This window comes from Streptomyces sp. NPDC007917, from assembly GCF_042959105.1.
Lineage (GTDB): Bacteria > Actinomycetota > Actinomycetes > Streptomycetales > Streptomycetaceae > Streptomyces.
On the sequence record NZ_JBIBKK010000005.1, the window covers coordinates 259730 to 286626 of the forward strand.

Annotated in this window: 26 protein-coding genes; 18 read left to right on the top strand and 8 right to left on the bottom strand. The window is 73.2% G+C overall.

All coding sequences use genetic code 11. The features are described 5' to 3' along the window. Positions 1-9 precede the first annotated feature (9 nt). Both ACFZDL_RS11545 and ACFZDL_RS11550 read right to left on the bottom strand, forming a co-directional pair. Positions 10-291 carry an Lrp/AsnC ligand binding domain-containing protein gene (locus ACFZDL_RS11545; protein ID WP_089514181.1) on the bottom strand — a complete coding sequence of 94 codons (282 nt, stop codon included), beginning with the start codon at positions 289-291 and terminating at the stop codon, positions 10-12. Then, the gene (locus tag ACFZDL_RS11550) at positions 288-1001 is read right to left on the bottom strand and encodes a rhomboid family intramembrane serine protease (protein WP_353592850.1); all 714 of its coding nucleotides are present in this window, start codon (positions 999-1001) and stop codon (positions 288-290) included. The genes ACFZDL_RS11545 and ACFZDL_RS11550 overlap by 4 nt, the downstream gene beginning before the upstream one ends. 172 nt (positions 1002-1173) lie before the next feature. Between ACFZDL_RS11550 and ACFZDL_RS11555 the strand changes: the two genes are divergently transcribed. The 5 genes from ACFZDL_RS11555 to ACFZDL_RS11575 all read left to right on the top strand — a co-directional run bounded on the left by ACFZDL_RS11555 (position 1174) and on the right by ACFZDL_RS11575 (position 6814). Beyond that, on the top strand, positions 1174-1419 hold the full coding sequence (locus tag ACFZDL_RS11555; protein WP_353592851.1) for a hypothetical protein: 246 nt from the start codon (positions 1174-1176) through the stop codon (positions 1417-1419). A gap of 17 nt (positions 1420-1436) precedes the next feature. Beyond that, positions 1437-2798 (top strand): NYN domain-containing protein, encoded by a 1362-nt coding sequence (locus ACFZDL_RS11560; RefSeq protein ID WP_353592852.1) that lies wholly within the window; start codon positions 1437-1439, stop codon positions 2796-2798. Between the two features lie 304 nt (positions 2799-3102). Continuing rightward, the gene (locus tag ACFZDL_RS11565) at positions 3103-4128 is read left to right on the top strand and encodes an NlpC/P60 family protein (protein ID WP_353593056.1); all 1026 of its coding nucleotides are present in this window, start codon (positions 3103-3105) and stop codon (positions 4126-4128) included. Positions 4129-4356: 228 nt separating this feature from the next. After that, a complete protein-coding gene (locus ACFZDL_RS11570; protein ID WP_353592853.1) occupies positions 4357-5442 on the top strand; it encodes a C40 family peptidase in 1086 nt (361 codons plus the stop codon). 127 nt (positions 5443-5569) lie between these two features. Then, entirely contained in the window at positions 5570-6814 is a 1245-nt protein-coding gene (locus ACFZDL_RS11575; RefSeq protein WP_353593057.1) for a hypothetical protein, read from the top strand. Between the two features lie 13 nt (positions 6815-6827). On the opposite strand, the gene ACFZDL_RS11580 is transcribed toward ACFZDL_RS11575, so the two are convergent. Continuing rightward, positions 6828-7355 (bottom strand): PadR family transcriptional regulator, encoded by a 528-nt coding sequence (locus ACFZDL_RS11580; RefSeq protein WP_353592855.1) that lies wholly within the window; start codon positions 7353-7355, stop codon positions 6828-6830. 113 nt (positions 7356-7468) lie between these two features. Here ACFZDL_RS11580 and ACFZDL_RS11585 point away from each other — a divergent pair, with 113 nt between their 5' ends. Together ACFZDL_RS11585 and ACFZDL_RS11590 are read left to right on the top strand one after the other, a co-directional pair. After that, positions 7469-8995: an MATE family efflux transporter gene (locus ACFZDL_RS11585; protein WP_353592856.1), complete on the top strand. Its 1527-nt coding sequence runs from the start codon at positions 7469-7471 to the stop codon at positions 8993-8995. 79 nt (positions 8996-9074) lie between these two features. Further along, positions 9075-10223, top strand: a complete 1149-nt coding sequence (locus tag ACFZDL_RS11590) for a glycosyltransferase family 4 protein (protein ID WP_353592857.1) — start codon at positions 9075-9077, stop codon at positions 10221-10223. A 12-nt stretch (positions 10224-10235) separates the two neighbouring features. Here ACFZDL_RS11590 and ACFZDL_RS11595 read toward each other — a convergent pair whose 3' ends face one another. Then, a complete protein-coding gene (locus tag ACFZDL_RS11595) occupies positions 10236-12035 on the bottom strand; it encodes an AMP-dependent synthetase/ligase (RefSeq protein WP_353592858.1) in 1800 nt (599 codons plus the stop codon). 264 nt (positions 12036-12299) lie between these two features. On the opposite strand from ACFZDL_RS11595, the gene ACFZDL_RS11600 reads away from it, so the two are divergent. The 6 genes from ACFZDL_RS11600 to ACFZDL_RS11625 all read left to right on the top strand — a co-directional run bounded on the left by ACFZDL_RS11600 (position 12300) and on the right by ACFZDL_RS11625 (position 17494). Continuing rightward, positions 12300-13061: a metallophosphoesterase gene (locus ACFZDL_RS11600; protein WP_353592859.1), complete on the top strand. Its 762-nt coding sequence runs from the start codon at positions 12300-12302 to the stop codon at positions 13059-13061. Between the two features lie 130 nt (positions 13062-13191). After that, positions 13192-13635 carry an SRPBCC family protein gene (locus tag ACFZDL_RS11605; protein ID WP_353592860.1) on the top strand — a complete coding sequence of 148 codons (444 nt, stop codon included), beginning with the start codon at positions 13192-13194 and terminating at the stop codon, positions 13633-13635. A gap of 162 nt (positions 13636-13797) precedes the next feature. After that, positions 13798-15114: an ArsA-related P-loop ATPase gene (locus ACFZDL_RS11610; protein ID WP_353592861.1), complete on the top strand. Its 1317-nt coding sequence runs from the start codon at positions 13798-13800 to the stop codon at positions 15112-15114. Between the two features lie 101 nt (positions 15115-15215). Continuing rightward, positions 15216-15710, top strand: a complete 495-nt coding sequence (locus ACFZDL_RS11615) for a DUF5304 domain-containing protein (protein WP_353592862.1) — start codon at positions 15216-15218, stop codon at positions 15708-15710. A 57-nt stretch (positions 15711-15767) separates the two neighbouring features. Further along, positions 15768-16709, top strand: a complete 942-nt coding sequence (locus ACFZDL_RS11620) for an ROK family glucokinase (RefSeq protein ID WP_353592864.1) — start codon at positions 15768-15770, stop codon at positions 16707-16709. A 20-nt stretch (positions 16710-16729) separates the two neighbouring features. Then, complete coding sequence (locus tag ACFZDL_RS11625; RefSeq protein ID WP_353592865.1) at positions 16730-17494, top strand: endonuclease/exonuclease/phosphatase family protein; 765 nt, start codon at positions 16730-16732, stop codon at positions 17492-17494. A gap of 15 nt (positions 17495-17509) precedes the next feature. Here the strand turns inward: ACFZDL_RS11625 and ACFZDL_RS11630 are convergent, their stop codons facing one another. Both ACFZDL_RS11630 and ACFZDL_RS11635 read right to left on the bottom strand, forming a co-directional pair. Continuing rightward, positions 17510-18088: a hypothetical protein gene (locus ACFZDL_RS11630; RefSeq protein WP_353592866.1), complete on the bottom strand. Its 579-nt coding sequence runs from the start codon at positions 18086-18088 to the stop codon at positions 17510-17512. Further along, positions 18075-18890 carry an alpha/beta fold hydrolase gene (locus ACFZDL_RS11635; RefSeq protein WP_353592867.1) on the bottom strand — a complete coding sequence of 272 codons (816 nt, stop codon included), beginning with the start codon at positions 18888-18890 and terminating at the stop codon, positions 18075-18077. Before ACFZDL_RS11635 ends, ACFZDL_RS11630 begins: the two co-directional genes overlap by 14 nt. Before the next feature lie 181 nt (positions 18891-19071). Between ACFZDL_RS11635 and ACFZDL_RS11640 the strand changes: the two genes are divergently transcribed. The 4 genes from ACFZDL_RS11640 (at position 19072) to ACFZDL_RS11655 (ending at position 23166) form a co-directional block, all read left to right on the top strand. Continuing rightward, positions 19072-19854: a lysophospholipid acyltransferase family protein gene (locus ACFZDL_RS11640; protein WP_353592868.1), complete on the top strand. Its 783-nt coding sequence runs from the start codon at positions 19072-19074 to the stop codon at positions 19852-19854. Positions 19855-19915: 61 nt separating this feature from the next. Next, positions 19916-21133: a MacS family sensor histidine kinase gene (gene macS, locus ACFZDL_RS11645; protein ID WP_391191043.1), complete on the top strand. Its 1218-nt coding sequence runs from the start codon at positions 19916-19918 to the stop codon at positions 21131-21133. Beyond that, positions 21130-21834 carry a response regulator transcription factor gene (locus ACFZDL_RS11650; RefSeq protein ID WP_353592870.1) on the top strand — a complete coding sequence of 235 codons (705 nt, stop codon included), beginning with the start codon at positions 21130-21132 and terminating at the stop codon, positions 21832-21834. The genes macS and ACFZDL_RS11650 overlap by 4 nt, the downstream gene beginning before the upstream one ends. Positions 21835-22137: 303 nt before the next feature. Beyond that, positions 22138-23166 (top strand): 6-phosphofructokinase, encoded by a 1029-nt coding sequence (locus ACFZDL_RS11655; protein ID WP_353592871.1) that lies wholly within the window; start codon positions 22138-22140, stop codon positions 23164-23166. A 45-nt stretch (positions 23167-23211) separates the two neighbouring features. On the opposite strand, the gene ACFZDL_RS11660 is transcribed toward ACFZDL_RS11655, so the two are convergent. Continuing rightward, a complete protein-coding gene (locus ACFZDL_RS11660) occupies positions 23212-25251 on the bottom strand; it encodes an anthranilate synthase family protein (protein WP_353592872.1) in 2040 nt (679 codons plus the stop codon). Between the two features lie 94 nt (positions 25252-25345). Continuing rightward, complete coding sequence (locus ACFZDL_RS11665) at positions 25346-25402, bottom strand: trp operon leader peptide (RefSeq protein ID WP_106516695.1); 57 nt, start codon at positions 25400-25402, stop codon at positions 25346-25348. A 126-nt stretch (positions 25403-25528) separates the two neighbouring features. Here ACFZDL_RS11665 and ACFZDL_RS11670 point away from each other — a divergent pair, with 126 nt between their 5' ends. After that, entirely contained in the window at positions 25529-26878 is a 1350-nt protein-coding gene (locus tag ACFZDL_RS11670; RefSeq protein ID WP_391190960.1) for a class II 3-deoxy-7-phosphoheptulonate synthase, read from the top strand. The last annotated feature ends 19 nt before the right edge of the window (positions 26879-26897 follow it).

A 26897-nucleotide genomic window follows, 5' to 3' on the forward strand; every position in this document is an offset into this window, starting at 1 on the left:
CGAGATGCCTCAGCCGTCGAGGCCGATCGCGAAGGCGGCCTCGAGGTCGTGCTGGGAGTAGGTGCGGAAGGCGATGTGGGTCTCCGTGGAGGCCACGCCCGGCACCTTGCTGATCCGGCCCGGGATGACGTCCGCGAGGTCGTCGTGCCGGGCCACCCGCACCATCGCGATCAGATCGTGCGCCCCGGTGACCGAGTAGACCTCGCTCACGCCGTCGAGCGCGGCGATCTGCTCGGCGATCTCGGGGATCTGGTCCACGCTGGTCTTGATGAGCACGATCGAAGTGATCACGGCTGGCTTTCTCCCTCGCTGGACCTGACTGCCCTGCTCACTCTAGTCGTCCGCCCGAAGCGGGCCCACGCGTAGAGGAACCCGAGGCTGAAGCCCACGAGGTGGGCGAGGTAGGCGACGCCGGGCCGGTCGTCGGCCCCGCGGGCGGCCAGCCACTGCAGCGCGACCCAGAAGATCAGCACCACCCAGGCGGGGAAGCGCAGCGGCAGGAAGAACAGAAACGGGAAGAGGCTGGTCACCCGGGCCCGGGGGAACAGCCACAGAAAGGCGCCGAGGACCCCGGAGATGGCCCCGGAGGCGCCGACCAGGGTCTCGGTGGAGCCGGCGTGCGCCGCCGCGTAGCCGAGCAGCGCCAGATAGCCGGTGGCGAGGTAGAAGAGAGCGAAGTGGATCCGCCCCATCCGCTCCTCGGCCATCGCCCCGAAGACGTAGAGGAACAGCATGTTGCCGAGCAGGTGCAGCCAGTTGCCGTGGACGAACAGCGCGGTCAGCGGGGTCAGCGGCTCCGCGGGCGCACCGCTCCACAGGGCGCTCGGCACCACCCCCCAGCGCTCGAAGTAGCCCGTCTGGGCCCGCAGCAGCTCGTCTCCCGTGCCGTAGCCGGGGTCGAGGCCGGAGGCCGGCCCGAGGGCGAAGATCAGGCAGCAGGACGCGATGAGGGCGTAAGTCATCAGGGGGCGGTGGCCGGACCCTTCCGACGTCTCGATCATGGGCAGATCATGGCGTACCGGGCACAACCTGCCCAGAGTGCCTCGCCGCCGCCGGGGGCGGACCGGGGAGCGCACCGGCCCCGGCGCGGGGCAGGGCTCAGGCCGTAGGGTTACAGCACGCCAAGTGCCACAGTGGAACCAAGGCGACCAAGAGATTGAGGACGACGACGCCATGTCCGTGCCCCTGCCGACAGCCCAGACCCGCTGGCGCTGCACTCTGTGCGGCAATCTGACCCGTTTCGATGTGACGCGCTCGACCAAGGCCGTCGAGTACGTCCATCTCGACCTCGGCGGGGAGCCCAGGGTCGAGGAGCGCGAGGTGGTCAGTGAGACCATTGAGTCGGTGCGCTGCCGCTGGTGCAACGCGGTCGACCAGATCGAGCTGGTCGACCGTCCGGGCGCGAGCGCGAGCGCCTGAGAACGGAGCGATGACAGGTGGTGGAGCGGACGGGCGACCCCGCGTCGGCCGGTGACGCCGAGGGCGTCGCCGAGGCGCTCGACCGCCCCCTGCCGGAGGGGGTCAGGCGCCGGGTCGTGGCCCTGGTGGCGGACGCCTTCGGAGGGCTGACGGTCACCGAGCTGCCCGCCCAGCTGCGGCAGTACGCCCGCTTCACCCCGACCCGCCGGGCGAAGTTCGCGGGCAACGCGATGGCCGCGGCCGTGGAGTCCGATCCGGTCTTCCGCCAGCGGATCGCGGGGCGGCTGCGGGAGACGCAGCAGGAGCTCGCCGAGGCCATCGAGGGCGGCTCGCCGCCGGCCGCCGCCGATCCGGTGGATGTCGCGGCGCTCGCCTATGTGCTGCGGCCGGCCGGCTGGGTCAAGCTGGTCGAGGCCGCGGGCGAGGAGGCGCAGCGGGCCTCCGCCGAGCGGGCCGGCGAGGAGGCGGAGCGCGAACTGCGGCGGCTGCGCGAGGAGTTGGCCGAGGCCAGGGCCGCGGCGCGCACGGAGGCCGAGCGGTCCCGCGCCGAACTGGAGGCGGCCCGCAAGGAGTCGGACGCGCTGCACCGGAAGCTGCGCAGCGCGCTCAGCGACGTCAAGCGCGGCGAGGCGGCGCTGCGCAAGGCCGCCTCCGAGCTGGAGTCCGTACGGTCGGCGGCCGCGGTGCGGCAGGCCACGGCGGAGGGCGAGGCGCGGCGGCTGCGGGCCCGGCTCGCGGAGACGGAGTCGGCGCTTGAGGCCAGCCGGCGGGCGGCGCGCGAGGGCCGCAGCGTCGAGGACATGCGGGTGCGGCTGCTGCTGGACACGGTGCTGGACGCGGCGCAGGGGCTACGGCGCGAACTGGCGCTGCCACCCGCGTCGATGCGCCCGGCGGACGCGGTGGACGCGGTCGAGCCGGGCAAGATGACACCCAAAGACATAGCGACCAGGGCGCTGTCGGAGATGGACCCCGCGCTGCTCGACCAGCTGCTCGCGCTGCCTCAGGCCCACTTGGTGGTGGACGGCTACAACGTCACCAAGACCGGCTATCCGACGATGCCGCTGGACAAGCAGCGGCTGCGGCTGCTGGGCGGGCTCGCGGTGCTCGCGGCCCAGACCGGCGCCGAGATGACCTGTGTCTTCGACGGGGCGGAGCTGGCGGCGCCGGTGCTGCTGGCGCCGCCGCGCGGGGTCAGGGTGCTGTTCAGCAAGCCGGGGGTGACCGCGGACGAGCTGATCAGACAGCTGGTGCGGGCGGAGCCGCCGGGCCGGCCGGTGGTCGTGGTCTCCACGGATCGTGAGGTGGCCGACGGGGTGGCCAAGGCCGGGGCACGACCGGTCGCCTCCGCTCTGTTGCTCAAGCGACTCGCGCGTACCTGAGTGGCTCCAGGCGATGCGCTGAGGGGGCGCCGTATGGCTGTTGACGCCTGCGGAGCGTCAACCGACCGTTACGGTATGTGTGATGTTTGTAAAAGATGCGCTCGGAGACCAACTTTTTTGTCGGTGGGATTTGAACGGATCACGACGAGGTCACTATGGTCAGCTCGAACCTCCGCGCGGTTGATCATCCATAGGGGATGACAGCGGGGGTACCGCCGAGTCCGCGTGCGCTGCATTCCGCGGAGCCGGGGTCTTGACCCCCACTCACCCGGTAGGCGGCTGGAGGAAGAAGGAGCTCGCCTTCGTGGCGTCCCACCGTCGACCCAAGCAGCCGAGCCGCACTCGGGTAACCGTCTTCACCGCGACGGCCGCGGCGGCCGTGGCCCTGTCGTCCCAGGCCGCACAGGCCGCGCCCAAGGCGGACAAGAAGGACGTCAAGGAGCAGGTCGACAAGCTCTACGAGCAGGCGGAGCAGGCGACCGAGAAGTACAACGGCGCCAAGGAGAAGAAAGAGAAGCTGGAGAAGCAGGTCGGCGAGCTGCAGGACAAGGTGGCCCGCGGCCAGGAGGAGCTGAACAAGCTCCGCAACGGCCTGGGTTCGATGGCCACCGCCCAGTACCGCTCCGGCGGCATCGACCCCTCCGTTCAGCTGCTGCTCTCCTCCGACCCGGACACCTACCTCGACAAGGCCTCCACGCTCAGCCAGCTGAGCGGCAAGCAGGCCGAGTCGCTGCGCAAGATCGCCGACAAGCAGCGCACGCTCAAGCAGCAGCGCGAAGAGGCGTCCACGAAGCTGCAGGACCTCGAGGACACCCGCAAGGCGCTGGGCGAGAAGAAGAAGGAGATCCAGGGCAAGCTCTCCAAGGCCCAGCAGCTCCTGAACACCCTCACCGCCAAGGAGCGGGCCGCGCTCGCCGCCAAGGAGCAGGAGCGCTCCAACCGCTCCAACGAGCGGGTCAACCTGGGCAATGACGTGCCGGACTCGCAGCGCGCCGCCGCCGCGCTGGCCGCCGCCAAGACGAAGATAGGCTCGCCCTACGTGTGGGGGGCCACCGGTCCGTCCTCCTTCGACTGCTCCGGGCTCACCGGCTGGGCGTACGGGCAGGCCGGCGTCTCCCTGCCGCGCATCTCGCAGGACCAGGCCAACGCCGGCACCCGCATCAGCCGCAGCCAGCTCAAGCCGGGCGACCTGGTGCTCTTCTACAGCGATCTGCACCACATAGGCCTGTACGCGGGCAACGGCCAGGTGCTGCACGCCCCCAAGCCCGGGGCCAATGTGCGCTACGAGTCGATGGACAACATGCCGTTCATGTTCGGCGTCCGGGTCTGAGCCGCCTCTCCGAACCGTCCGTTCGGGGGAATTCGGGAGAGCCGAACACCTTCCGCTGAGCGTCCGCCCCGCTGGTGACCTGCGTCTCCGGCGGGGCGTCGCTTTGTGTACCCGCCACAGCTTCTTGGACCGCGCGTGATCGTGCGGCTACTGTCTGCGCGCAGTTCACCGTGCACAGTTCTCGACATAGGTGGACTTCCCGACACAGCGGAAGGGAGTTCGGCTTCCATGGCGTCCTGTCGCCGTTCCCCTCAGTCCGGTTTCCCTCAGTCCGGTTTCCCCCAGTCCGGTTTTCTGCGATCCGGCTCCGGCCGGGCCACCGTCTGGACCGCGGCCTCGGCCGCCGTGGCCTCGGTGGCCGCTCTGTCGGCGGCACCCGCCTGCGCCGAGCCGCACGACCCCCACTCGGACAGCGCGGCCCCGCAGGCCACCCTCGGCGCCGTGGAGCGGCTGTACGCGCAGGCGGAGCGGGCGACCGAGCGCTACAACGCGGCCGAGGCGCACACCCAGGGGCTGCGCCGCCAGGTCGACCTGATCCAGGAACGCGTCGCCCGCGGCCAGGAGCGGCTCAACCGGATGCGGGTGGCGCTCGGCGCCCTCGCGGGCGGGCAGTACCGGTCCGGCGGGGTCGACCCCGGCCTCGCCCTGATCCTCTCCGAGGACCCCGCCCACTACCTCGACAAGGCCACCACCCTGCAGCGGATCGGCAAGCGGCAGGCCGGGCAGCTCCGGGTCTTCCAGGGCGCCCAGCGGACGCTGCGCCAGCAGCGCGCGGAGGCGGCGGCCAGGCTCGCGCGGCTGGAGCACAGCCGCAAGGCCGTCATCCGCCACAAGCGGGTCGTACGGCACAAGCTCGCCACGGCGCGCCGGCTGTTCAACGCCCTGCCGCCCGCACAGCGCGCGGCCTATCTCCAGGGCTCGCCCGCGGATTCCCGGCCGCCGGGCGTGGCGGAGCTGCCGCCGTCCTCGCCGCGCGCGGCCACCGCGCTCGAGGCCGCGCGCGGGGCGGTGGGCCGGCCCTACGCCTGGGGGCAGGCCGGGCCGAGCGCCTTCGACTGCTCGGGGCTGACCCAATGGGCGTACGGGCACGCCGGGGTGGCCATCCCGCGCACCTCGCAGCAGCAGGCGTCCGCAGGGCACCCGGTGGCGCTGAGCCACATCCGCCCCGGCGATCTGGTGGTCTACCGCTCCGACGCGGGCCACGTGGGGATGTATGCGGGCAACGGCCAGGTCATCCACGCGCCCTACCCCGGGGCACGGGTGCGCTACGACCCGGTCGGAATGATGCCGATTTCGGCCATCACACGTGTCTGATGCCACCGCACGTGTCTGATAAGCGCGCCTGATTCCGAACCGTTGGCCTCGTACGATCTACGGCGTGGCGGGTAGGCGGCGGTTGGGCAGACGGTGGGCCGGGCGGTGTTCCAGGCGTTGGACGGCGCTGTGCCTGGCCGCGCTCTGCGCCCTGCCGGCCGTCGCGCTCACCGGCTGCGGCACCGCGCAGAGCCCCGATGACGGCGCGGGGCGGGACGGGCGAGCCGTCCAGCAGCTGCTCGACCGGCGGGCCGCGGCGGTCCGGGAGCGCGACGAGGGCGCCTTCCTCGCCACCGTGGACCGGCGCTCCGCCCGCTATCTGGCCGAGCAGCGGCGGATGTTCGCTCACCTGTCCGCCGTACCGGTGCGCTCCTGGACCTACCGCCTGGTGGACACCGGCGGCTTCGACCCCGCGCTGGGCGGGGGCCGCCGCCTCGCCGCCCGGGTCGAACTGCGCTACCGGCTCTCCGGGTACGACACCGCGCCGGTCGTCGCCGATGAGTACCTGACCCTCGCCCAGCGCGGCGGGCGCTGGTACGTGGCCTCCGACGACGGCGAGAAGGACGGCCGGCGGACCTCCGTGCAGCTGTGGGACCAGGGCGCGGTGACCGCCGTACGCGGCGAGCACAGCCTCGTCCTCGGCGTGGGCCAGGACCGGCGGCGGCTGCGCGAACTGGCGGCCGGCGCGGACCGGGCGGTGGCCGTGCTGCGGAAGGTGTGGCCCCATCCGTGGGCCGGGCGGGTGGTGGTGGAGGTCCCCGCCTCCCTGGAGCGGATGGCCGCCCTGCTGGGCTCGTCCGCGAGCGGCTACCGCGGTATCGCGGCCGTCACCACCGGCGAGGCGGGGGGCGGCCGTTCCGCGGTCGCCGACCGCGTCATCGTCAACCCCGAGGCGTACCAGGTCCTCGGCGACTTCGGGCGGCGCGTCGTGATCACCCACGAGACGGCCCATGTGGCCACCCGGGCCGCCACCACCGCCGCCACCCCGATGTGGCTCTCCGAGGGCTTCGCGGACTGGACGGGCTATGTGGGCACCGGCCGCGCCGCCCGCGACGTGGCCCCGGAACTCGCCGGCTCCGTCGCGGCCGGCCGGCTGCCGGACGCCCTCCCGGACGACAAGGCCTTCAGGTTCGGCGGCGACGCGGACGCCCTGTCCCAGGCGTACGAGGAGGGCTGGCTCGCCTGCCGCCTGATCGCGGAGAAGTGGGGCGAGGGGAAGCTGGTCGAGTTCTACCGCGCGGTGGGCGCGAGCCCGCGCCGCGAGGGGGCGGTGGAGTCCGCGCTGCGCGAGGTGCTGGGCACGAACCTGGCCGACTTCACCGGCCTGTGGCGCAAGTACGTGATCTCTCAGTTCGACCAAGGGGTTCGATGAGCGGGCCGGCGGGCTAGCGGGCCTCCAGGCGGTCCAGGGCGTCCGCGAGCCACCGCCGCTCCTCCGCGGTGGTCGCGCGGGCGATCCGCAGCATCCCCTCGCGGAAGACGTCCCCGGCCCGCTCCGCGCGCACCGGCTCGCCGCCCTCGTAGAAGAAGCTCGACGGCGCGTCCAGGAACGCCTGGCGGCGCCGCAGCACGGCCGCCTGCTCGGCGGGGTCCGGCAGATGGCGGAGGAACGCCAGCAGGGTGAAGAAGCGCTGCCCGTCGGTGATCTCCACGTCCTTGGGGGCGCGCAGCCGGGACAGCAGCTCGGCACGGCCCGCGCCGGTGAGGGACAGCACCCGGCGGGGGGCGGCGCTCGCGCCCGGCTCGGTGCGCTGGTCCAGCAGACCGGCCTTCGTCAGCCGGGTGATCGCCGGGTAGAGCGCGCCGTCGCTCACCGGGCGGACATGGCCGCTCAGGGCCTTGATGCGCTCCTTGAGCTCGTAGCCGTGCAGCGGCTGCTCGTACAGGAAGCCGAGGATCGACAGCTCCAGCACCTTGGGTGACGTCCTTTCACGTGCTCCTGCGACTCACTTGCTCCTGCGACCGCGCCATGGTACCTCTCATCGCGGTACCTCGATTCGAGGTACGTGGCACCGGGAGGGGAAGAATGCCGCAGAAGGCACTGCCGAGGGAACACCGCCGCAGACTCCTGGGCCTGGCGGGCCCGGTCTACGCCGAGCTGCTGGCCGGCGTGGTCGCCGGGATCGTCAACATGGTGTGGGTGGCCCGCCTCGGCGGACCGGCCGTCGCCGCCGTGGCCGTCGCCACCAACGTCGAGAACCTCGCCCTCGGCCTGATCCTGATGGCCGGCAGCGGCACCACCGTCCTGGTCGCCCGCGCCCGCGGCGCGCGCGACCCGGCGGCCCTGCGCACCGCCGTGCGCGGCGGCTGGGCGCTGTGCGCGCTGCTCACCCCGCCCGTCGCGATCGGCGGCTGGGCGCTGCGCGAGCCACTGGCCCACCTGGTGCTCGGCGGCGGCGACGCGACCGCCCTCCGCCTCGCCGTCGGCTACTTCGCGGTCTCCCTGCCCGGCCTCGCCGTCTTCTTCGCGCAGAACCTCCTCGACGGCGTCCTCAAGGGCGCCGGGGACACCCGCACCCCCATGCGCCTCGCCTTCCTCGCCAACGCGCTGATCCTCGTCCTCGACCCGCTGCTCGTCTTCGGCCTGTGCGGGCTGCCCCGGCTCGGCGTGACCGGCGCCGCCTGGGCCACCGTCGCCGGCCGCTCGGCCGCCCTCGCGGCCGGACTGATGGCGCTGCGCCGTCACGACCTGGGGGGTGACCGCCTCCCGCGCCGGGCCGCCACGGCCCGCCCCACGGGGCGCACTCCGAGCGGTTCCGGGGAAGGAGGCGCAGCCCCCCGCGCCGCCGCGGTGACACCAACCGCCGGCACGGCGGGCGGCGCCCCCGGCCGCCGCTGGTCCTCCCGCGCCGGACGGCGCGGGAACTCACCCCCGCCGCCCCGAGGCGGCTTCGCCGCCCTGCGCGCCACCGCCGCCACCGGGCTGCCCATGGCCGCCGACTTCACCGCCCGGATGGCCGGTTCCCTGCTGCTGGTGGCCGTCGTGGCGCGGATCGGGGTGGCGTCCGTCGCCGCGTACGCCATCGCCACCAAGGCGATGTACGTGGCGACCATGTCCTTCTACGCGGTGCGGCAGGCCGCCGCCATCCACACCGCCCACACCCTCGGCGCCGGCCGCGACCAGCGGGCCGCCATCGCCCGCCAGGCCGCGCTGCTCGGCGCCGCGCTCGGCGCGCTCGCCGCCCTGGCGCTGCTGGCCGCCGCGCCGTGGGTGATGCGGGCCTTCGGCGCGCGGCCGGACGTGGCCGAGGCCGGTACGGCGTTTCTGCGCTGCGTGGGCCCGTACCTGGCCCTGCTGGGCTGCTTCATCGCGCTGGGCGGCGTGTTCGAGGGGGCTGGGGGCAGCCCGCTGACGCTGCGCGTCACCCTCGCCGGTACGGCCGTCCAACTGCCGCTGGCCTACGGCCTGTCCGGCTTCGGGCTGCCCGGGGTGTGCGCCGCCATGGCGCTGGCCGCCGCCCTCCAGTGCCTGGCCGTGCTCGCCCTGTGCCGCCGCTTCACCCCGCCACGGGCGCCGGCCCGCCGCGCGGCGGAGCGGGCCGGGGCGCGCTGACCGGGCCCGGCGGCCGCGCCCGCACCCGGTAGTGTCGGCGGGGCCGGTACTGTCGGCGGGGCCGGTACTGTCGGCAGGGATGGACAAGACCCTGATCGTCACCAACGACTTCCCGCCCCGGCCCGGCGGCATCCAGGCGTTCCTGCACAACATCGCGCTGCGCCTGGACCCGCAGCGGGTCGTGGTCTACGCCTCCACGTGGAAGCGCGGCCGGGAGGGCGCCGAGGCCACCGCCCGGTTCGACGCCGAGCAGCCGTTCCGCGTCGTACGGGACCGTACGACCATGCTGCTGCCCACCCCGCGGGTGACCCGGCGGGCCTGCGAGCTGCTGCGCGCGCACGGCTGCACCTCGGTGTGGTTCGGGGCCGCCGCCCCGCTCGGGCTGATGGCCCCGGCGCTGCGCGCGGCCGGCGCCCGGCGGCTGGTGGCGACCACCCACGGGCACGAGGCCGCCTGGGCCCAGCTCCCCGCCTCCCGCGGGCTGCTGCGCCGGATCGGCCAGTCCACCGACACCCTCACCTACCTCGGCGAGTACACCCGCTCGCGGATCGCGGCCGCGATCGGGCCCGAGGCCGCGGCGCGCATGGTCCAACTGACGCCCGGCGTGGACGAGAAGACCTTCCACCCCGAATCGGGCGGCGCCGAGGTCCGGGCCCGGCTCGGGCTCGCCGGCCGCCCCGTCGTCGTCTGTGTCTCCCGGCTGGTGCCGCGCAAGGGGCAGGACACCCTCATCCAGGCCATGCCGCGGATCCTGGACCGGGTCCCGGACGCCGTCCTGCTGATCGTCGGCGGCGGCCCGTACGCCAAGGAGCTGCACCGGCTGGCCGAGACCACCGGCGTCGCCGGCTCCGTACGCTTCACCGGCGCGGTCCCCTGGGAGGAGCTGCCCGCCCACTACGGCGCGGGCGACGTGTTCGCCATGCCCTGCCGCACCCGCCGCGGCGGCCTGGACGTCGAAGGCCTCGGCATCGTCTACCTGGAGGCCTCCGCGACCGGTCTGCCCGTCGTCGCCGGCGACTCCGGCGGCGCGCCGGACGCGGTCCTCGAGGGCGAGACGGGCTGGGTGGTGCCGGGCGGCTCCGCCGAGCAGGCGGCCGAGCGGATCGTCGCGCTGTTCCAGGACCCCGAGCTACGGCGGCGGATGGGGGAGCGGGGGCGCGCCTGGGTGGAGGAGCGCTGGCGCTGGGACCTGCTCGCCGAGCGCCTGGAGGGCCTGCTCCAAAGCTGACGCGGCGCTGATTCAGCGCTGGTAGAGCGCTTCGATCTCGGCCGCGAAGTCCTTGGCCACCACGTTCCGCTTGAGCTTCAGGGACGGCGTGACATGCCCGGAGTCCTCGGTGAACTGCGTGGCCAGGATGCGGAACTTGCGCACCGACTCCGCCTTGGAGACCGCCGCGTTCCCGTCGTCCACCGCCCGCTGGATCTCGGCCAGCAGCTCGGGGTCCTCCCGCAGGGCGGCCACCGTGGAGCCGGCCGGCTTGCCGTGCTCGGCCAGCCAGCGCGGCAGGAACTCCTCGTCGACGGTGACCAGCGCGCCGACGAAGGGGCGGCCGTCGCCGACCACCATGCACTCGGCGACCAGGGCGTGCGCCCTGATCCGGTCCTCGATCACCGCCGGGGCCACGTTCTTGCCGCCCGCGGTGATGATGATCTCCTTCTTGCGGCCGGTGATGGTGAGATAGCCGTCCTCGTCGAGGGTGCCCACATCGCCGGTGTGGAACCAGCCGTCGGACAGCGCCTCCGCCGTCGCCGCCTCGTTGTTCCAGTACCCGCTGAACAGGTGGTCGCCGTGGAGCAGCACCTCCCCGTCGTCCGCGATCCGCACCACCGTGCCCGGCATCGGCTGGCCGACCGAGCCGAGCTTCTGCCGGTCCCACGGGTTGAAGGTGGTCGCCGCGCAGGACTCCGTCAGGCCGTACCCCTCGAGCACCGTGAAGCCGATGCCCCGGTAGAAGTGGCCGAGCCGGGCGCCCAGCGGGGCGCCGCCGGAGATCGCGTGGGTGGCCCGGCCGCCCAGGACGGCGCGCAGCTTGCTGTAGACCAGCCGGTCGAAGACCTTGTGCCTGACCTTGAGCCCGAAGGACGGCCCGGAGGGGTTGTCCAGCGCCTCGCTGTAGGCGATGGCGGTCGCGGCGGCCTTGTCGAAGATCTTGCCCTTGCCGTCGGCCTGGGCCTTCGCCCGGGCCGCGTTGTAGACCTTCTCGAAGACGCGCGGCACGCCGAGCACCAGCGTCGGCCGGAAGGAGGCCAGTTCGTCGGTGAGCGTCTTGATGTCCGCGACATGCCCGAGCCTGATCGGCGCCAGCACCGCCGCGATCTCCACCAGCCGCCCGAAGACATGCGCCTCGGGGAGGAAGAGCAGCACCGACGACTCGCCGGTCACGAAGATCGGCTTGAGGCGGGCCACGACGTTGCCGCACTCGGCGAAGAAGCTGCGGTGGGAGAGCACACAGCCCTTGGGGCGGCCGGTGGTGCCCGAGGTGTAGACGATCGTGGCGGGGGAGTCGGCGTTCGCGATGGTGCTGCGCTCGTCGACCACCTCGTCCGCGATGTCCGCGCCCAGGTTCCGCAGGGTCTCGATCGCCCCGCCGCCCTCGATCCGCCACAGGCCCTTCAGCGCGGGCAGGGTGTCCCGTACGGACTCGACGGCGGCCTCGTGCGCGGCGGACTCCACCACGCAGGCGACCGCGCCCGAGTCGCCGAGGATCCACTGGGTCTGCTCGGCCGAACTCGTCTCGTAGACCGGCACCGTGACCGCGCCCGCGCTCCAGATGGCGAAGTCCAGCAGCGTCCACTCATAGCGGGTACGGGACATCAGCCCGACCCGGTCGCCGGGCTCCACCCCGGCCGCGATCAGGCCCTTGGCCACGGCCCGCACCTCGGCGAGGAACTCGGTGGCGGTGACGTCCTGCCACGCGCCGGCGACCTTCCTGCCGACCACCGCGACATCGGGGTGGTGGGCGGCGTTGCGCCGGATGAGGTCGGTCAGATTCCCGTCGGCCGGAACCTCGTACAGGGCCGGAAGGCTGAACTCGCGCAAGACTGCTGCTCCTCGTCGGGCGCCGGCGCCGCTACGGGCAATCCCCGCGGGCAAGGGGGGATGGTGGACTGCCCGGACGTTACCGATGGGTATGGCATCTGGGATAGGGGGGTCTTCCCAGATGTTCGATGCGTCACACCCCGCTCTCGTACTGGCCGCAGACTAGTCGACCCCGCCCCGGACCCGGAAGTAACCGCAGGTGGCGGCGGGGCGGTGCGGGCCGCTCCCTGACCGCCGAAGGACGCAGGACTTAGGCTGACCCGCATGCGAGTTCACGTGGTCAGCGACGTGCACGGCAACAGCCGGGATCTGAAGAGGGCGGGCGAGGGCGCGGACGCCCTGATCTGTCTGGGGGACCTGGTGCTCTTCCTCGACTACGCCGATCACTCCCGCGGTATCTTCCCCGACCTGTTCGGCGTCGAGAACGCCCACCGCATCGTGGAGCTGCGTACCGCCCGCCGGTTCGAAGAGGCCCGTGAATTCGGCAACCGGCTGTGGGACGGCCTCGACCGCAACGCCGCCATCGAGTCCGCGGTGCGCCGGCAGTACGCCGAACTCTTCGCTGCCTTCCCCACCCCCACGTACGCCACCTACGGCAATGTCGACATGCCGAGGCTCTGGTCCGAGTACGCCGCGCCCGGCACCACCGTCCTCGACGGCGAGCGGATCGAGATAGGCGGCCGGGTCTTCGGCTTCGTCGGCGGCGGGCTGCGCACCCCGATGCGCACCCCGTACGAGATCGACGACGAGGCCTACGCCGCGAAGATCGCCGCGCTCGGCGAGGTCGACGTGTTGTGCACCCATATCCCGCCCGACGTCCCCGAGCTGTGCTACGACACCGTCGCCCGCCGCTTCGAGCGCGGCAGCGCCGCCCTCCTGGACGCCATCCGCGCCGTGCGGCCCACGTACGCCTTCTTCGGCCACGTCCACCAGCCGCTCGCCCGCCGGATGCGGATCGGCGCCACCGAGTGCGTGAACGTCGGCCACTTCGCCTCGACCGGCACCCCCTGGGCCCTGGAGTGGTGAGACCGCCGGACAGCGGGCCCACGACGCCGCGGGCCCTACTGTCGGGCGGTCCGAGCCGCGCGCGGTAGCCTTCAGCGGCAGAGACCCAGGCGGCGGATCAAAGCGGACCAACACCGAAGGAACCACGGCGATGGCGGAACACACCAGCTCGAGCATCACGATCGAGGCGGCACCGGCCGACGTGATGGAGGTGATCGCCGACTTCGACCGTTACCCGGAGTGGTCCGGAGAGGTCAAGGAGGCCGACGTCCTTACCAAGGACGACCGCGGGCGCGCCGAGAAGGTGCGGATGCTGCTCGACGCCGGGGCGATCAAGGACGACTACACCCTGGAGTACACCTGGACCGGTAACAACCAGGTCAGCTGGTCCCTGGTCAAGTCCCAGATGCTGCGCTCCCTCGACGGCTCGTACCTGCTGGCCCCGCTCGACAGCGGCAAGCGCACCGAGGTCACCTACCAGCTCACCGTCGACGTCAAGATCCCGATGCTCGGCATGATCAAGCGCAAGGCCGAGAAGGTCATCATCGACCGCGCGCTGGCCGGTCTGAAGAAGCGGGTGGAAAGCGCCGCCTAGGGCCTTGACGACAGGCCCTGGGGCCGACCGGGCCCCTGGACCCGGCCCCGCCCGGCGCGGGCGCGACCGCGAGCGCCGCTGATCCCGCTACGGTCGGGAAGCCCGACCACGCTACGGTCGGGAAGCCCGACCACGCCCCACCCTGCCCGGAGGCTCCTTCTCATGCGTACGGTCCTCGTCACCGGCACCGGCGGCGCGGGCCGCACCACCGTCGCCGCCGCGACCGCGCTCGCCGCCGCCCGCGAGGGACGGCGCGCCCTGCTGCTCACGGCCGACCGCGACGGCACCCCGGAGGCGCTGCTCGGCCTCCCCGCGTCCCGGCCCGCCGCCCCGGCGGCCGAGCGGCTGCCGTGGTCCCCGCCGGTCGAGGCCGCCCCCGGGCTGTGGGCCGCGCGCATCGCCGCCGACGACTGGTTCCGCGGCGAGCTGACCTCCCTCCAGGAGCGGGGGCGCGGCGCGCTGGACATGCTCGGCGCCACTCCGCTGGACCCCGAGGAGCTGACCGGCCTGCCGGGCACGGAGGCCTTCGCGGTGCTGCGCGCGCTGCGGGCCGCCCACGACGCGGAACCGGCCGCCGCGGGCTGGGACGTGCTGGTCGTCGACATGCCGCCCGCCCCCGATACGGTCGCGGTCCTCGCGCTGCCCGAGCAGCTGCGCCGCTATCTGCGCCGGCTGCTGCCCGCCGAGCGGCAGGCGGCGCGCGCCCTGCGGCCGATGCTGGCGCAGCTCGCCGGGGTGCCGATGCCGGCCCAGAAGCTGTACGAGACGGCCGAGCGCTGGGAGCGCGAACTGGCCGGTGTGCAGGCCCTGATCGAGTCCGAGGCCACCACCGTACGGCTGGTGGTGGACCCGGGGCCGCTCGCCGACCGGGCGCTGCGCACCGCGCGCGCCGGGCTCGCGCTGTACGGCTGCCGCGTGGAGGCCGTGGTCGCCAACCGGCTGCTGCCCACCGGCACGGCCGACCCCTGGCTCGCGGCGCTGTCCGGGCAGCAGCAGGCCGCGCTCAAGGAGTTGCACGGGGAGTGGGCGCCCGACGTGCCCGTCCGCGAACTGCCCCACCTGGGCCGCGACCCGCTGGAGCCGAGCGGCGCGCAGGACCCCGCCGCGCCGCACGGCTCCGAAGGGGCGAGAGGTGCGCACCGGGCGGGCGGGACCGCCGGGCTCGCCGCCCTCGCCGGCCCGGTCGGGGCCCCCGAGCCGCGCCCCGACCGCCCCGCCGCCGAGCCGTGGACGGTCGAGGACCGCCTCGCCGACGACGGGGAGCTGGTGTGGCGGCTGCCGCTGCCCGGCGCCGACCGCGACGCCCTCGGCCTGGTGCGCCGCGGCGATGAACTGATCGTCACCGTCGGCCCGTTCCACCGCGTGCTGCCGCTGCCGTCCGCCCTGCGCCGCTGCACCGTGGCGGGCGCCGGGCTGCGCGACGGCCGCCTGCACGTCCGCTTCGCGCCGGACCCCGAGCTGTGGCCGAAGGGCCTGTGACGCCCCGGGCCCCTTTTCTCCCCTTGTCATTCCGGTAACGTCGGGAGCAAGCCCGGATGAACACCCCCGGGCCGCCAGTCCTTCCGCCGCAGGAGCCCGCCATGAGCGACGCCACCGAGCGCCCCGCCGAATCCCCGGTCACCGACGTACCGGTCACCGACATCGACCCCGACGCCTGGGAGCGGGCCTGTGAAGAAGACCTCGCCGCGGAGCGGGCCCGCCGCCGGGCCCGCGAGGGCGGCCACGAGCCGGGCAGCGCGGCCGAGGAGCTGCGCAAACTGGCCGAGGCCATCGCCGACAGGCTCGCCGGAGCCCAGGCCCCGCTGGCCGGAACGGCCGTGCAGGGCGCCGTACAACACTTGATCGCACAGGCGAAGGCCGCTGTCGAACCGGTCATCGAACGGAACCCTGAGGTCTTCGACCACCTCGCCTCCGCCGGCGGCGAACTCCTCGCCGCTTATCGGGCCGCCGTCCAGGGTCAGGAGCAGCGCTGGACGCGGGGCGGCGACGACCGCGCCACCGAGGCGGACAGTGGCGCCGAGAAGCCGGACAAGGGCGATGAGTCTTCGAGTAGTGAACACATCGACCTCGACTGAGCCCCTTCTCCGGTACCGTTGTGCTCGGCGGGGTTCGACCAAATAACTGAGGGACACATGGGACTCACCATCGGCGTCGACATCGGCGGCACGAAGATCGCAGCTGGCGTGGTCGACGAAGAGGGCTCGATTCTCGAGACGTGCAAGGTATCGACCCCGCTGACTCCCGAGGGGGTCGTCGACGCCATCGCGGACGCGGTGCGCACGGTCAGCACCGGCCATGACATCGAGGCCGTCGGCATCGGCGCGGCCGGTTACGTGGACGACAAGCGCGCCACGGTGCTCTTCGCGCCCAACATCAACTGGCGCCACGAGGCGCTGAAGGACAAGGTCGAGCAGCGCGTGGGCCTGCCCGTCGTCGTCGAGAACGACGCGAACGCCGCCGCGTGGGGCGAATACCGCTTCGGCGCCGGCCAGGGCCATGACGACGTCGTGTGCATCACACTCGGCACCGGCCTCGGCGGCGGCATCATCATCGGCGGCAGGCTGCACCGCGGCCGCTTCGGCGTCGCCGCCGAGTTCGGCCACATCCGCGTGGTCCCGGACGGGCTGCTGTGCGGCTGCGGCAGCCAGGGCTGCTGGGAGCAGTACGCCTCCGGCCGCGCCCTGGTCCGCTACGCCAAGCAGCGGGCCAACGCCACCCCGGAGAACGCGGCGGTGCTGCTCGGCCTCGGCGACGGCACCCCCGAGGGCATCCAGGGCAAGCACATCAGCGACGCCGCCCGCCAGGGCGACCCGGTCGCCGTCGACTCCTTCCGCGAGCTGGCCCGCTGGGCCGGCGCCGGCCTCGCCGACCTCGCCTCCCTCTTCGACCCCTCGGCGTTCATCGTCGGCGGCGGCGTCTCCGACGAGGGCGACCTGGTTCTCGAGCCGATCCGCAAGTCCTTCCGCCGCTGGCTGGTCGGCAATCAGTGGCGCCCGCACGCCCAGGTGCTCGCCGCCCAGCTCGGCGGCAAGGCCGGGCTCGTAGGCGCCGCCGACCTGGCCCGCCAGGGCTGACGGGGACGGGGGGACGACTCATGGTGCTCGCGGACCTGCCGGCATCGGCCACCGCCCAGGACGCCGCGGTGGTGCGGGTGCTCAGCTACAACATCCGCTCGCTGCGCGACGACCGCGAGGCGCTGGTCCGGGTGGTCCGGGCCTGCGCCCCCGACGTGCTGTGCGTCCAGGAGGCGCCGCGCTTCTTCCGCTGGCGCAAGGCCGCCTCCTGGCTGGCCCGCGAGACCGGCCTCGTCCACACCACCGGCGGCGCCACCGCCACCGGCCCGATGCTGCTGACCTCGCTGCGCGCGCATGTGGAGCGGACCGAGGACATCCTGCTGCCCCGCGTCCCCGGGCTGCACCGGCGCGGCCTGGCCACCGCCGTGCTGCGCTTCGGCGGGCACCGGGGCGACAACGGGGTCAGGCTCGGCGTGGTCAGCTGCCATCTGAGCCTGGCCGCGGCAGAGCGCTACGACCAGGCCGGGATGGTCCTGGACCACCTGGCCCGGCTGGACGTCCCGTACACCGTCCTGGCCGGTGACATCAACGACGCGCCCGACGGCCGCGCCTTCCGCCGGCTGGCCGGATCGCTGCGCGACGCCTGGGCGACCGAGCCCTGGGGGAGCGAGCTGACCTACCCGCCGGGGCAGCCCCGGCAGCGCATCGACGCCCTGTTCGCGACCGAGGGTGTGGAAATCCTCGGCTGCGGGGTGCCGACCGGGCTGCCCGGGGTCACCGAGGCGGATCTGAGGGCGGCCTCGGACCACCTCCCGGTCCTCGCGGCCCTCAGGCTCCCGATCTAGGCCGCCGCGCGGGGGTCAGACGACCGCGCCGCGCCCCGGGCCGTCGTCCTCCTCCTCGTCGTCGTCCTTCATCCGCAGCACCAGCGTGGTGAAGCCGCCCAGGAAGCCGCCCACCCCGCACGTGGTGATCCACCAGGTCAGCTCCACCTGGAACAGCACCACGCCGAGCAGCAGCAGCGGGCCGCCCAGCACACCCAGCCAGGCGAAGCGGGTGGTGGTGTCGGTCTCGGGGAGCGGGGGCGGCTCGGGCGGGACGAAGTGGCCCTCGTCGGTCTCGTCGAAGTCGTCGTCGGACGGCTCGGCGGGCTCCCAGTCACGGGGGCCGACCCCCGGCGCGTACACGATGAAGCTGCCCACGGGCTTGTCGGGCTTGGCCACGTCGGCCGGGCCGGCCCCCGCCGCCGTGGTCTCCTCGTTCGCGTCGGCCGCGTCGTTCACGTCCGCCGCGTCGTCGGGGAGGTCTTCGGCCTCGGGCCAGGGCGCCCGGCCCTCGGGGTCCCGGGTGTCCTTGCCGTACGCGGCGACGATCTCGGCGAACGCGGCGTCGTCGTCCCGCGCGCCTGCCTCGTTCTCGTTCGGGTCACGCTCCGCCACTGGTCGCCGCCCCCTCCTTCCCACGTCGCGTTTCCGTCCCGCTGTCCTCATCGATACCCCGAGCCAGCCTGCTGATGAACGCGTGGGTCTCGGCGAAGACGAGCTCCGCGTCGTGGTCCAGGGTGGCCACGTGGTAGCTGCGCTCCAGCACCAGCTCGGTGACGTCCCGGGAGGAGACCCGGCTCAGGATGCGCGCCGAGTCGACCGGCGGCACCACATGGTCCTGCGCGCTGTGCATCAGCAGCAGCGGCTGGGTCACCCGCGGCAGCTCGGCGTCCACCTTCCGCAGCAGCCGGCGCAGCTGGTACGCGCCGTGCAGCGGCACCCGGTCATAGCCCCACTCCGGTGTGCCCGGCTTGGCGATGTCGCTCACGATGCCCTTGACGGAGGGGATCAGATGGCGCAGCACCGGCAGCGCCGGGGCCGCCCGGTCGTGCATCGAGTGGGCCGGGTTGACCAGGGCCAGCCCGCTGACCCGCGCCCCGTGCCGGGCGGCGAGCCGCAGGGCGAGCGCGCCGCCCATCGAAAGACCGCATACGAACACCTGACGGCACCGCTCGGAGAGCCCGCGCAGCTCCCGGTCCACCTCGGCGTACCAGTCCTCCCAGCTGGTGACCGCGAGGTCCTGCCAGCGGGTGCCGTGGCCGGGCAGCAGCGGCAGCGAGACCGTCAGGCCCTGCCGCGCGAGGTGTTCGGCCCAGGGGCGGACCGATTGGGGCGAGCCGGTGAAGCCATGACAGACGAGGACGCCGGTCTCTCCGCCGTCGCGGCGGAACGGCTGGGCCCCGGGGAGGAGCGGCACCGCGGATCTCCGTTCGGTGTATCAAGCAGTGGGTTGAAGCATCTGGCCGGGCGGTGGAACGGGGCCGGGCGGCCCGGGATCTCAGCGTACGCGGCGCGCCGCACAGGGGGTAGGCACGTTAAGGTCTCCTCGTCGGGTACAGATCGGATACAGGCGAGGTCCTCGGTTGTTCTACGGCGCCATGAAGCTGTCGGTCGGCGGAGCGTTGAAGCTTGCCTTCCGGCCCTGGGTTGAGGGACTGGAGAACGTCCCCGCCGAAGGGCCGGCCATTCTCGCCAGCAACCATCTGTCCTTCTCCGACTCCTTCTTCCTCCCCGCGATGCTCGACCGCAAGGTCACCTTCATCGCCAAGCAGGAGTACTTCACCACCCCCGGTGTGAAGGGCAAGCTGACCGCCGCGTTCTTCAAGGGTGTCGGGCAGCTGCCGGTGGACCGCTCGGGCGGGCGCGGTGCGAGCGAGGCCGCGATCAAGAGCGGTATCGAGGTGCTGGAGCGCGGCGAGCTGTTCGGCATCTACCCGGAGGGCACGCGTTCGCCGGACGGGCGGCTGTACCGCGGCAAGCCGGGCGGTCTGGCGCGGGTGGCGCTGGCGACGGGCGCCCCGGTGATCCCGGTCGCGATGATCGACACCGAGAAGATCCAGCCACCGGGCAAGGTCATGCCCAAGCTGATGCGGCCGGGCATCCGGATCGGCAAGCCGCTGGACTTCAGCCGCTACCACGGCATGGACAACGACCGCTTCATCCTGCGCTCGGTGACCGACGAGGTCATGTACGAGATCATGAAGCTGTCCGGCCAGGAGTACGTCGACATCTACGCGACCGTCGCCAAGCGGCAGATCGCGGACGCCGAGGCGGCCCGTAAGCGCGAGGGCAAGGGCGCGGAGGGCGCGGTCGACGACAAGCCCGGGGAGCGGGGCGACGACAAGTCCGACGAGCGGGGCGGGGACAAGGCCGGGGCGTGACCGCGTCCGGCACGGGGGTGGGGAAGTGGCGCAGCGTCCCAAGGGGGAGCGTGTCGTGCGCATGTCGGTGGAACAGCCCCTGTGGCGGGCGCTGACCGCCTACCGCGTGCTCACACTGCTGTACGCGCTCACCCTCTACGCCTACGCCTACGAGAACTACGACCACCCGCTCGGGGCGGGCGCCTATATGGCCGTGCTGACCGTGTGGACCGCCCTCACCGTTCGCATGGTCTCCTCGGCCGAGCGGTGCACCCTGCGCTTCCTGGTCGGTGATCTGACCGTCGCGGTGGTCGGCATCCTGCTCACCCCGCTCGTCGACACCCACGACCGCATCGCCGAGGGCACGCCGACCCTGCCGTCGATATGGACGGCCGGAGCCGTGCTCGGCTTCGCGATCAAGGGGGGTTGGCGGTGGGCCGCCTGGGCCTCCACCGTCGTCTGCGCGGCCAACATCATCGAGCGCGGCGGATTCGCCCAGGACGCCGTCCACATGCTCATGCTGGTGTGGGTGGCGAGCGTGGCGATCGGCTATGTGGTCGAGGTGGCCCGCGCCAGTGAGCGCACCCTGGCCCGGGCGCTGCGGATCGAGGCGGCCACGCGCGAACGGGAGCGGCTGGCCCGCGACATCCACGACAGCGTGCTGCAGGTCCTCGCCATGGTGCAGCGGCGGGGTGCCGCGATCGGCGGGGAGGCGGCCGAGCTGGGGCGGATGGCGGGGGAACAGGAGATCGCCCTGCGCACGCTGATCTCCACCGGCCCGGCGACCGGGCCCGGGGCCACGACGGCTCAGCCGGCGGAGTCGGCTGAGCCGGTCGGGACGGCGCTCCTGACGGTCGCGGCCGACGCCCCCGCCGGGGGCGGGGCCGCCGAGGGCGAACAGTCCGATCTGCTGGCCCTGTTGGCCCCGCACGCCGGATCCCGCGTCACCCTCTCCGGGCCCGGCACCGCCGTGTCGCTCCCCGCCGAGGCCGCCGCCGAGCTCGCGGCCGCTGTCGGTGCCGCCCTGGACAATGTGCGGGCGCACGTGGGGGAGGACGCGCACGCCTGGATTCTGGTCGAGGACGAGCCGGACGCGGTCATGGTGACCGTCCGCGACGACGGCCCCGGCATCCCCGAGGGGCGGCTGGCCGACGCCGAGCGCGAGGGGCGGCTCGGGGTGGCCCTGTCCATCCGGGGGCGCCTGCGCGACCTGGGCGGCAGCGCCGAGTGGATCTCGGCCCCCGGGCAGGGCACCGAGGTGGAGTTGAAGGTTCCGCGACAGGGGGAGACCGGACGATGACCGAGCGGCAGGGCGGCGGGGGCGAGGAGCGGCCCGTGACCGTGATGGTGGTCGACGACCACCCGATGTGGCGCGACGCCGTCGCCCGCGATCTGTCCGAGGCCGGGTTCGAGGTGGTGGCCACGGCGGGGGACGGCCCGCAGGCCGTGCGCCGCGCCAAGGCCGCGAACCCCGACGTCCTGGTGCTCGACCTCAACCTCCCCGGGCTGCCCGGGGTCGAGGTCTGCAGGCAGCTCGTGGGCGGCGAGTCGGCCCCGTCCGGCCCGCGCGTACTCGTCCTGTCCGCGAGCGGGGAGCACGCGGACGTCCTGGAGGCGGTGAAGTCCGGGGCGACCGGCTATCTGCTCAAATCGGCCAGTACGGAGGATCTGCTGGACGCGGTGCGCCGGACGGCCGCCGGGGAGCCGGTCTTCACCCCGGGCCTGGCCGGCCTGGTGCTCGGCGAGTACCGCAGGCTTGCCACCGACCCCGCCCCCGCCGCGCCCGACCGCCCCGTCGCCCCCCGGCTGACCGAGCGGGAGACGGAGGTGCTGCGGCTGGTGGCCAAGGGGCTGTCGTACAAGCAGATCGCCGAGCGGCTGGTCATCTCGCACCGCACGGTGCAGAACCACGTCCAGAACACCCTCGGCAAGCTGCAGTTGCACAACCGCGTCGAGCTGGTGCGGTACGCGATCGAGCGCGGCCTGGACACCGGCGCCTGAGCCCTTTTTTACGGCTCGGTTCGCCTCCGGGGCGCTACAGCCCCTGTCGACGGTCGACCGTGCTCGGCCCTTCGTTCCTCAGGGCCTCCGCGCGCTCTCCCTTTCGACAGCGGCCGCGCCCCTTCGGCTCACTCGCCGGGGGCGTCAGCGGCCGCCACCGCTCGTTCGAGTGAAGTCGGCCGTCAACTGCCCCTGCCCACAGGGGATTCACTTCCCGCCCTATCCCGTGTGACCTGGATCACCGTTAGCGTGGCTTCCCGTATCGGGTCATTCACGCGTTTTCATGGGAGAAGGGAAGAAACGATGCGGGTCGGAGTACTGACCGGTGGCGGTGACTGCCCCGGGCTCAACGCGGTCATCCGCGCCGTCGTCCGCAAGGGCGTGCAGGAGTACGGCTACGACTTCGTCGGCTTCCGGGACGGCTGGCGCGGTCCGCTCGAAGGCGACACCGTGACCCTCGACATCCAGGCCGTGCGCGGCATCCTGCCGCGCGGCGGCACCATTCTCGGGTCCTCCCGCACCAACCCCCTCAAGAGCCAGGACGGTATCCGCCGGGTCAAGGACAACCTCGCCAAGGAGGAAGTGGACGCGCTCGTCGCGATCGGCGGCGAGGACACGCTCGGGGTGGCCGCGCGGCTCTCCAGCGAGTACGGGATCCGCTGCGTCGGCGTCCCCAAGACCATCGACAACGACCTGTCCGCCACCGACTACACCTTCGGCTTCGACACCGCCGTCAACATCGCCACCGAGGCCATCGACCGCCTCCACACCACGGCCGAGTCGCATATGCGCGTCCTCGTCGTCGAGGTGATGGGCCGTCACGCCGGCTGGATCGCCCTCCACTCCGGGCTGGCCGGCGGCGCCAACGTCATCCTCATCCCCGAGCAGCGCTTCGACGTGGACCAGATCTGCGCCTGGGTCGAGTCCCGCTTCAAGATCCGTTACGCCCCGATCGTCGTCGTCGCGGAGGGCGCCATGCCCAAGGGCGGCGACGCGGTCCTCAAGGACGAGTCGCTCGACTCCTTCGGCCACGTCCGGCTCTCCGGCATCGGTGAGTGGCTGGCCAAGGAGATCGAGAGGCGCACCGGCAAGGAGGCCCGCACCACCGTGCTCGGCCACGTCCAGCGCGGCGGCACCCCCAGCGCGTTCGACCGCTGGCTCGCCACCCGCTTCGGACTGCACGCCATCGACGCCGTCCGGGACGAGGACTACGGCAAGATGGTCGCGCTGCGCGGCACCGACATCGTCCGCGTCCCCCTCACGGAGGCCACCGCGCGGCTGAAGACCGTGGACCTCTCCCTGTACGCCGAGGCCGAGGTCTTCTTCGGCTGAACCCCCGGCCGCCCGGGCCCGTGTCCCGGGCGGCCGAGGCCGGTGTCACACCAGGACGGCCGCCAGCAGCTCGGCGACGATGGCCGAGCCGTTCAGGGTCAGCACGGACTCGGGGTGGAACTGCACGCCCGCGAAGTTCGGTCCGCGCAGCGCGTGTACTTCCCCCGTCGCCGGGTCGCGGCTCACCTCCACCCGGTGCATCGCGAGCTCGGCCGCGGCCGCCTCGTCGCACCGCGCGGTGAAGGTGTTGTAGAAGCCGACGGTCTCCTCGCGCCCGAAGAAGCCGATGCGCTCCTGCGCGCCCTGGAACGGCACGTCCTTCCGTACGATCTCCAGGCCCAGCTCGGCTGCGAGCAGTTCGTGCCCCAGGCACACGCCCAGCAGCCCGTGCCGGTGCCCGCGCACCAGGTCGGCCGTCAGCCCGCGCAGGAACCGCATCTTGGGGTCGGCCACCTCCGACGGGTCGCCCGGACCCGGGCCGAGGATCACGGGGCCCTCGTGCGCCAGCGCGGCCTCCCGTACGCCCGGCTCGTCGAACCGCCGCACGGTCACCGTCAGCCCGCTCGTCCGCAGCAGATGCGCCAGCATCGCGGTGAAGGTGTCCTCGCCGTCGACGACCAGCGCGTGCCCGGTCGGCCGGCCCGGCCCGGCCGGCGGCGCGGACTCGGGCGTGTGCATCCGCAGCCAGAACGGGGCCAGGTCGGCCCGGCGGGCGTCCAGCGCCGCCCGCACCCGGGGGTCGTCGGCCAGCCGGGGGAGCTCGGGTCCGCCGGGCCGCCCCGCGGGCGCCGGGCGCACCCCGAGGGCGGTGAGCACCCCGGCCGCCTTGGCGTGGGTCTCGGCGACCTCGCCGCGCGGGTCGGAGTGGCGTACGAGCGTCGCCCCGACCGGCACCCGCAGCGCGCCCGTGCCGTCGATGTCGGCGGTGCGGATCAGGATCGGCGAGTCCAGGGTCTGCGCGCCCCCGGCGTCCCGCCCGATGAGCGCGAGCGCCCCCGCGTAGTAGCCGCGCCCCGCCCCGTCGGGCCCGGCGGGCTCGTACCGCTCGATCACCCGGCAGGCGTTCTGCACCGGCGAGCCGGTCACCGTCGCCGCGAACATCGTCTCCCGCAGCACGTCGCGGACATCCAGGGACGATCGGCCGCGCAGCTCGTACTCGGTGTGCGCGAGGTGCGCCATCTCCTTGAGCCGGGGGCCGACCACCACGCCGCCCATGTCGCCGACGGTGCACATCATCTTCAGCTCCTCGTCCACGACCATGGACAGCTCCTCCACCTCCTTGCGGTCGTGCAGGAACTCCAGCAGCCCCTCCAGCCGGGCCCCGTCCCGGGGATAGCGGTACGTCCCGCTGATCGGGTTCATCACGACCGTCCCGCCGGACATCCGCACATGCACCTCGGGGCTGGCGCCCACCAGCGTCCGACCGTCCGCCAGGCGGACGACATACGTCCAGTACGCGCCGCGCTCCCCGGCCAGCAGCCGCCGGAACAGCGCGAGCGCGTCGGCGCGGTCGAAGCCGGGGATCTCGCCGCGGAAGGTTCTGCGGATCACGAAGTTCGCGCCCTCCCCGGTCCCGATCTCGTCCTCGACGACCCGCCGCACGATCTCCGCGTACGCGTCGTCGTCGATGTCGAAGGCCCCGCCCCGGGTCCGCACCGGGTGCGCGGGCAGCGCGTCCAGCACCTCGCCCAGCGCCAGCTCGTAGCTCTCCTCGGGCCGCAGCACGGCCAGCGGCGTCCCGTCGTCGCGCACCTCGAACCCGCGCTCGCGGATCTGCCGGAACGGCACCAGCGCCAGCGCGTCGCGCACGCCCGCGCCGCGCTCGGGCGCCCCGGTCGGCAGCGGGATGTCGGTCAGCCGCGCCACCTCGGTGACGGGGCCGAGCAGCACCTCGACGGTGTCGGGCGCGTGGCCGGGCGTACGGCGGTGCAGCAGGGCGAAGGGCGGGCAGTCTGCGGCCAGCAGCCGCCGGACGATCGCGCGCGCGTCGTGGTCCCGCGGGTGGTGGTCGCGCGGGTCGTTTTCGCGGGGGTCGTGGTCGCGGGGGTCGTGGTGCGGATCACGGTGCTGGGCGGGGATTCCCATGGCGGGGGATTCCTTCCGGGAGGGAGGAACGACCCGCGGATACGCCGAAGGCCGCCCCTCGGGCGGCCTTCGCGATGTCGGTGAGTACGCGCGATCAGTGGGCCGCCGGATGAGCGGTCCACCACCAGGTCATGGTCAGTCGCGCGAACATGGCCCGGACCCTACCGCATCTTTTCCGTCCCGCATGTCCGAGCGGCCCGGAGCCGGGGCGGCGGAAGGTGTCTCAATCCGTGGGCAGGGGGCGGGGCGCCCGTAGGGACCCCGTAACCTTGCTGGCGTGACCGTGAACGCTGAATCCCACACCGGTGGCCACACCTGGAAGTCCCTTCCCGCGGCGCAGCAGCCCGACTGGCCGGACCAAGCGGCTCTGCGCGAGGTGATCGCCGAGCTCGAGTCCTATCCGCCGCTCGTTTTCGCGGGCGAGTGCGACCAGCTGCGCGACCGCCTGGGTGCCGTGGCCCGGGGTGAAGCGTTCCTGCTGCAGGGCGGCGACTGCGCCGAGGCGTTCGACGCCATCGGCGCGGACCAGATCCGCAACAAGCTCAAGACGCTGCTGCAGATGGGCGCCGTGCTGACCTACGCCGGGCAGGTCCCGGTGGTGAAGGTCGGGCGGATCGCCGGCCAGTACAGCAAGCCGCGCTCCAAGCCGACCGAGACCCGCGACGGGGTGACCCTGCCGACCTACCGCGGCGACTCGGTCAACGGTTTCGAGTTCACCGAGAAGGCCCGGATTCCGGACCCGCAGCGGCTCAAGCGGATGTACCAGGCCTCCGCCTCGACGCTGAACCTGGTGCGCGCCTTCACCACCGGCGGCTACGCGGACCTGCGCCAGGTGCACGCCTGGAACCAGGACTTCGTGAAGTCGTCCCCCGCGGGGCAGCGCTACGAGGCGCTGGCGCGCGAGATCGACCGGGCGCTGAACTTCATGAACGCCTGCGGGGTGGACCCGGAGGAGTTCAAGACCGTCGAGTTCTACTCCTCGCACGAGGCCCTGATCCTGGACTACGAGTCGGCGCTGACCCGCACGGACTCCCGTACGGGCGAGCTGTACGACGTGTCCGGCCACATGGTGTGGATCGGCGAGCGTACCCGCCAGCTGGACGGGGCGCATGTCGAGTTCGCCGCGCGGATCCGCAACCCCGTCGGCGTGAAGCTCGGCCCGACCACGACGCCCGAGGACGCGCTGGCGCTGATCGACCGGATCGACCCGAACCGCGAGCCCGGCCGGCTCACCTTCATCACCCGGATGGGCGCGGACAAGATCCGCGACAAGCTGCCCGACCTGGTGGAGAAGGTCACGGCCTCCGGCGCCCAGGTGGCCTGGATCTGCGACCCGATGCACGGCAACACCTTCGAGGCGGCGTCCGGGCACAAGACCCGGCGCTTCGACGATGTGCTGGACGAGGTCAAGGGCTTCTTCGAGGTCCACAAGGGGCTCGGCACCCACCCGGGCGGCATCCACATGGAGCTGACCGGTGACGATGTCACCGAGTGCGTGGGCGGCGGCGACGAGATCTTCGTCGACGATCTGCACCAGCGCTACGAGACGGCCTGCGACCCGCGGCTCAACCGCAGCCAGTCGCTGGACCTGGCGTTCCTGGTCGCGGAGATGTACCGGGACCAGTGACACACAGGGACCGGTGACA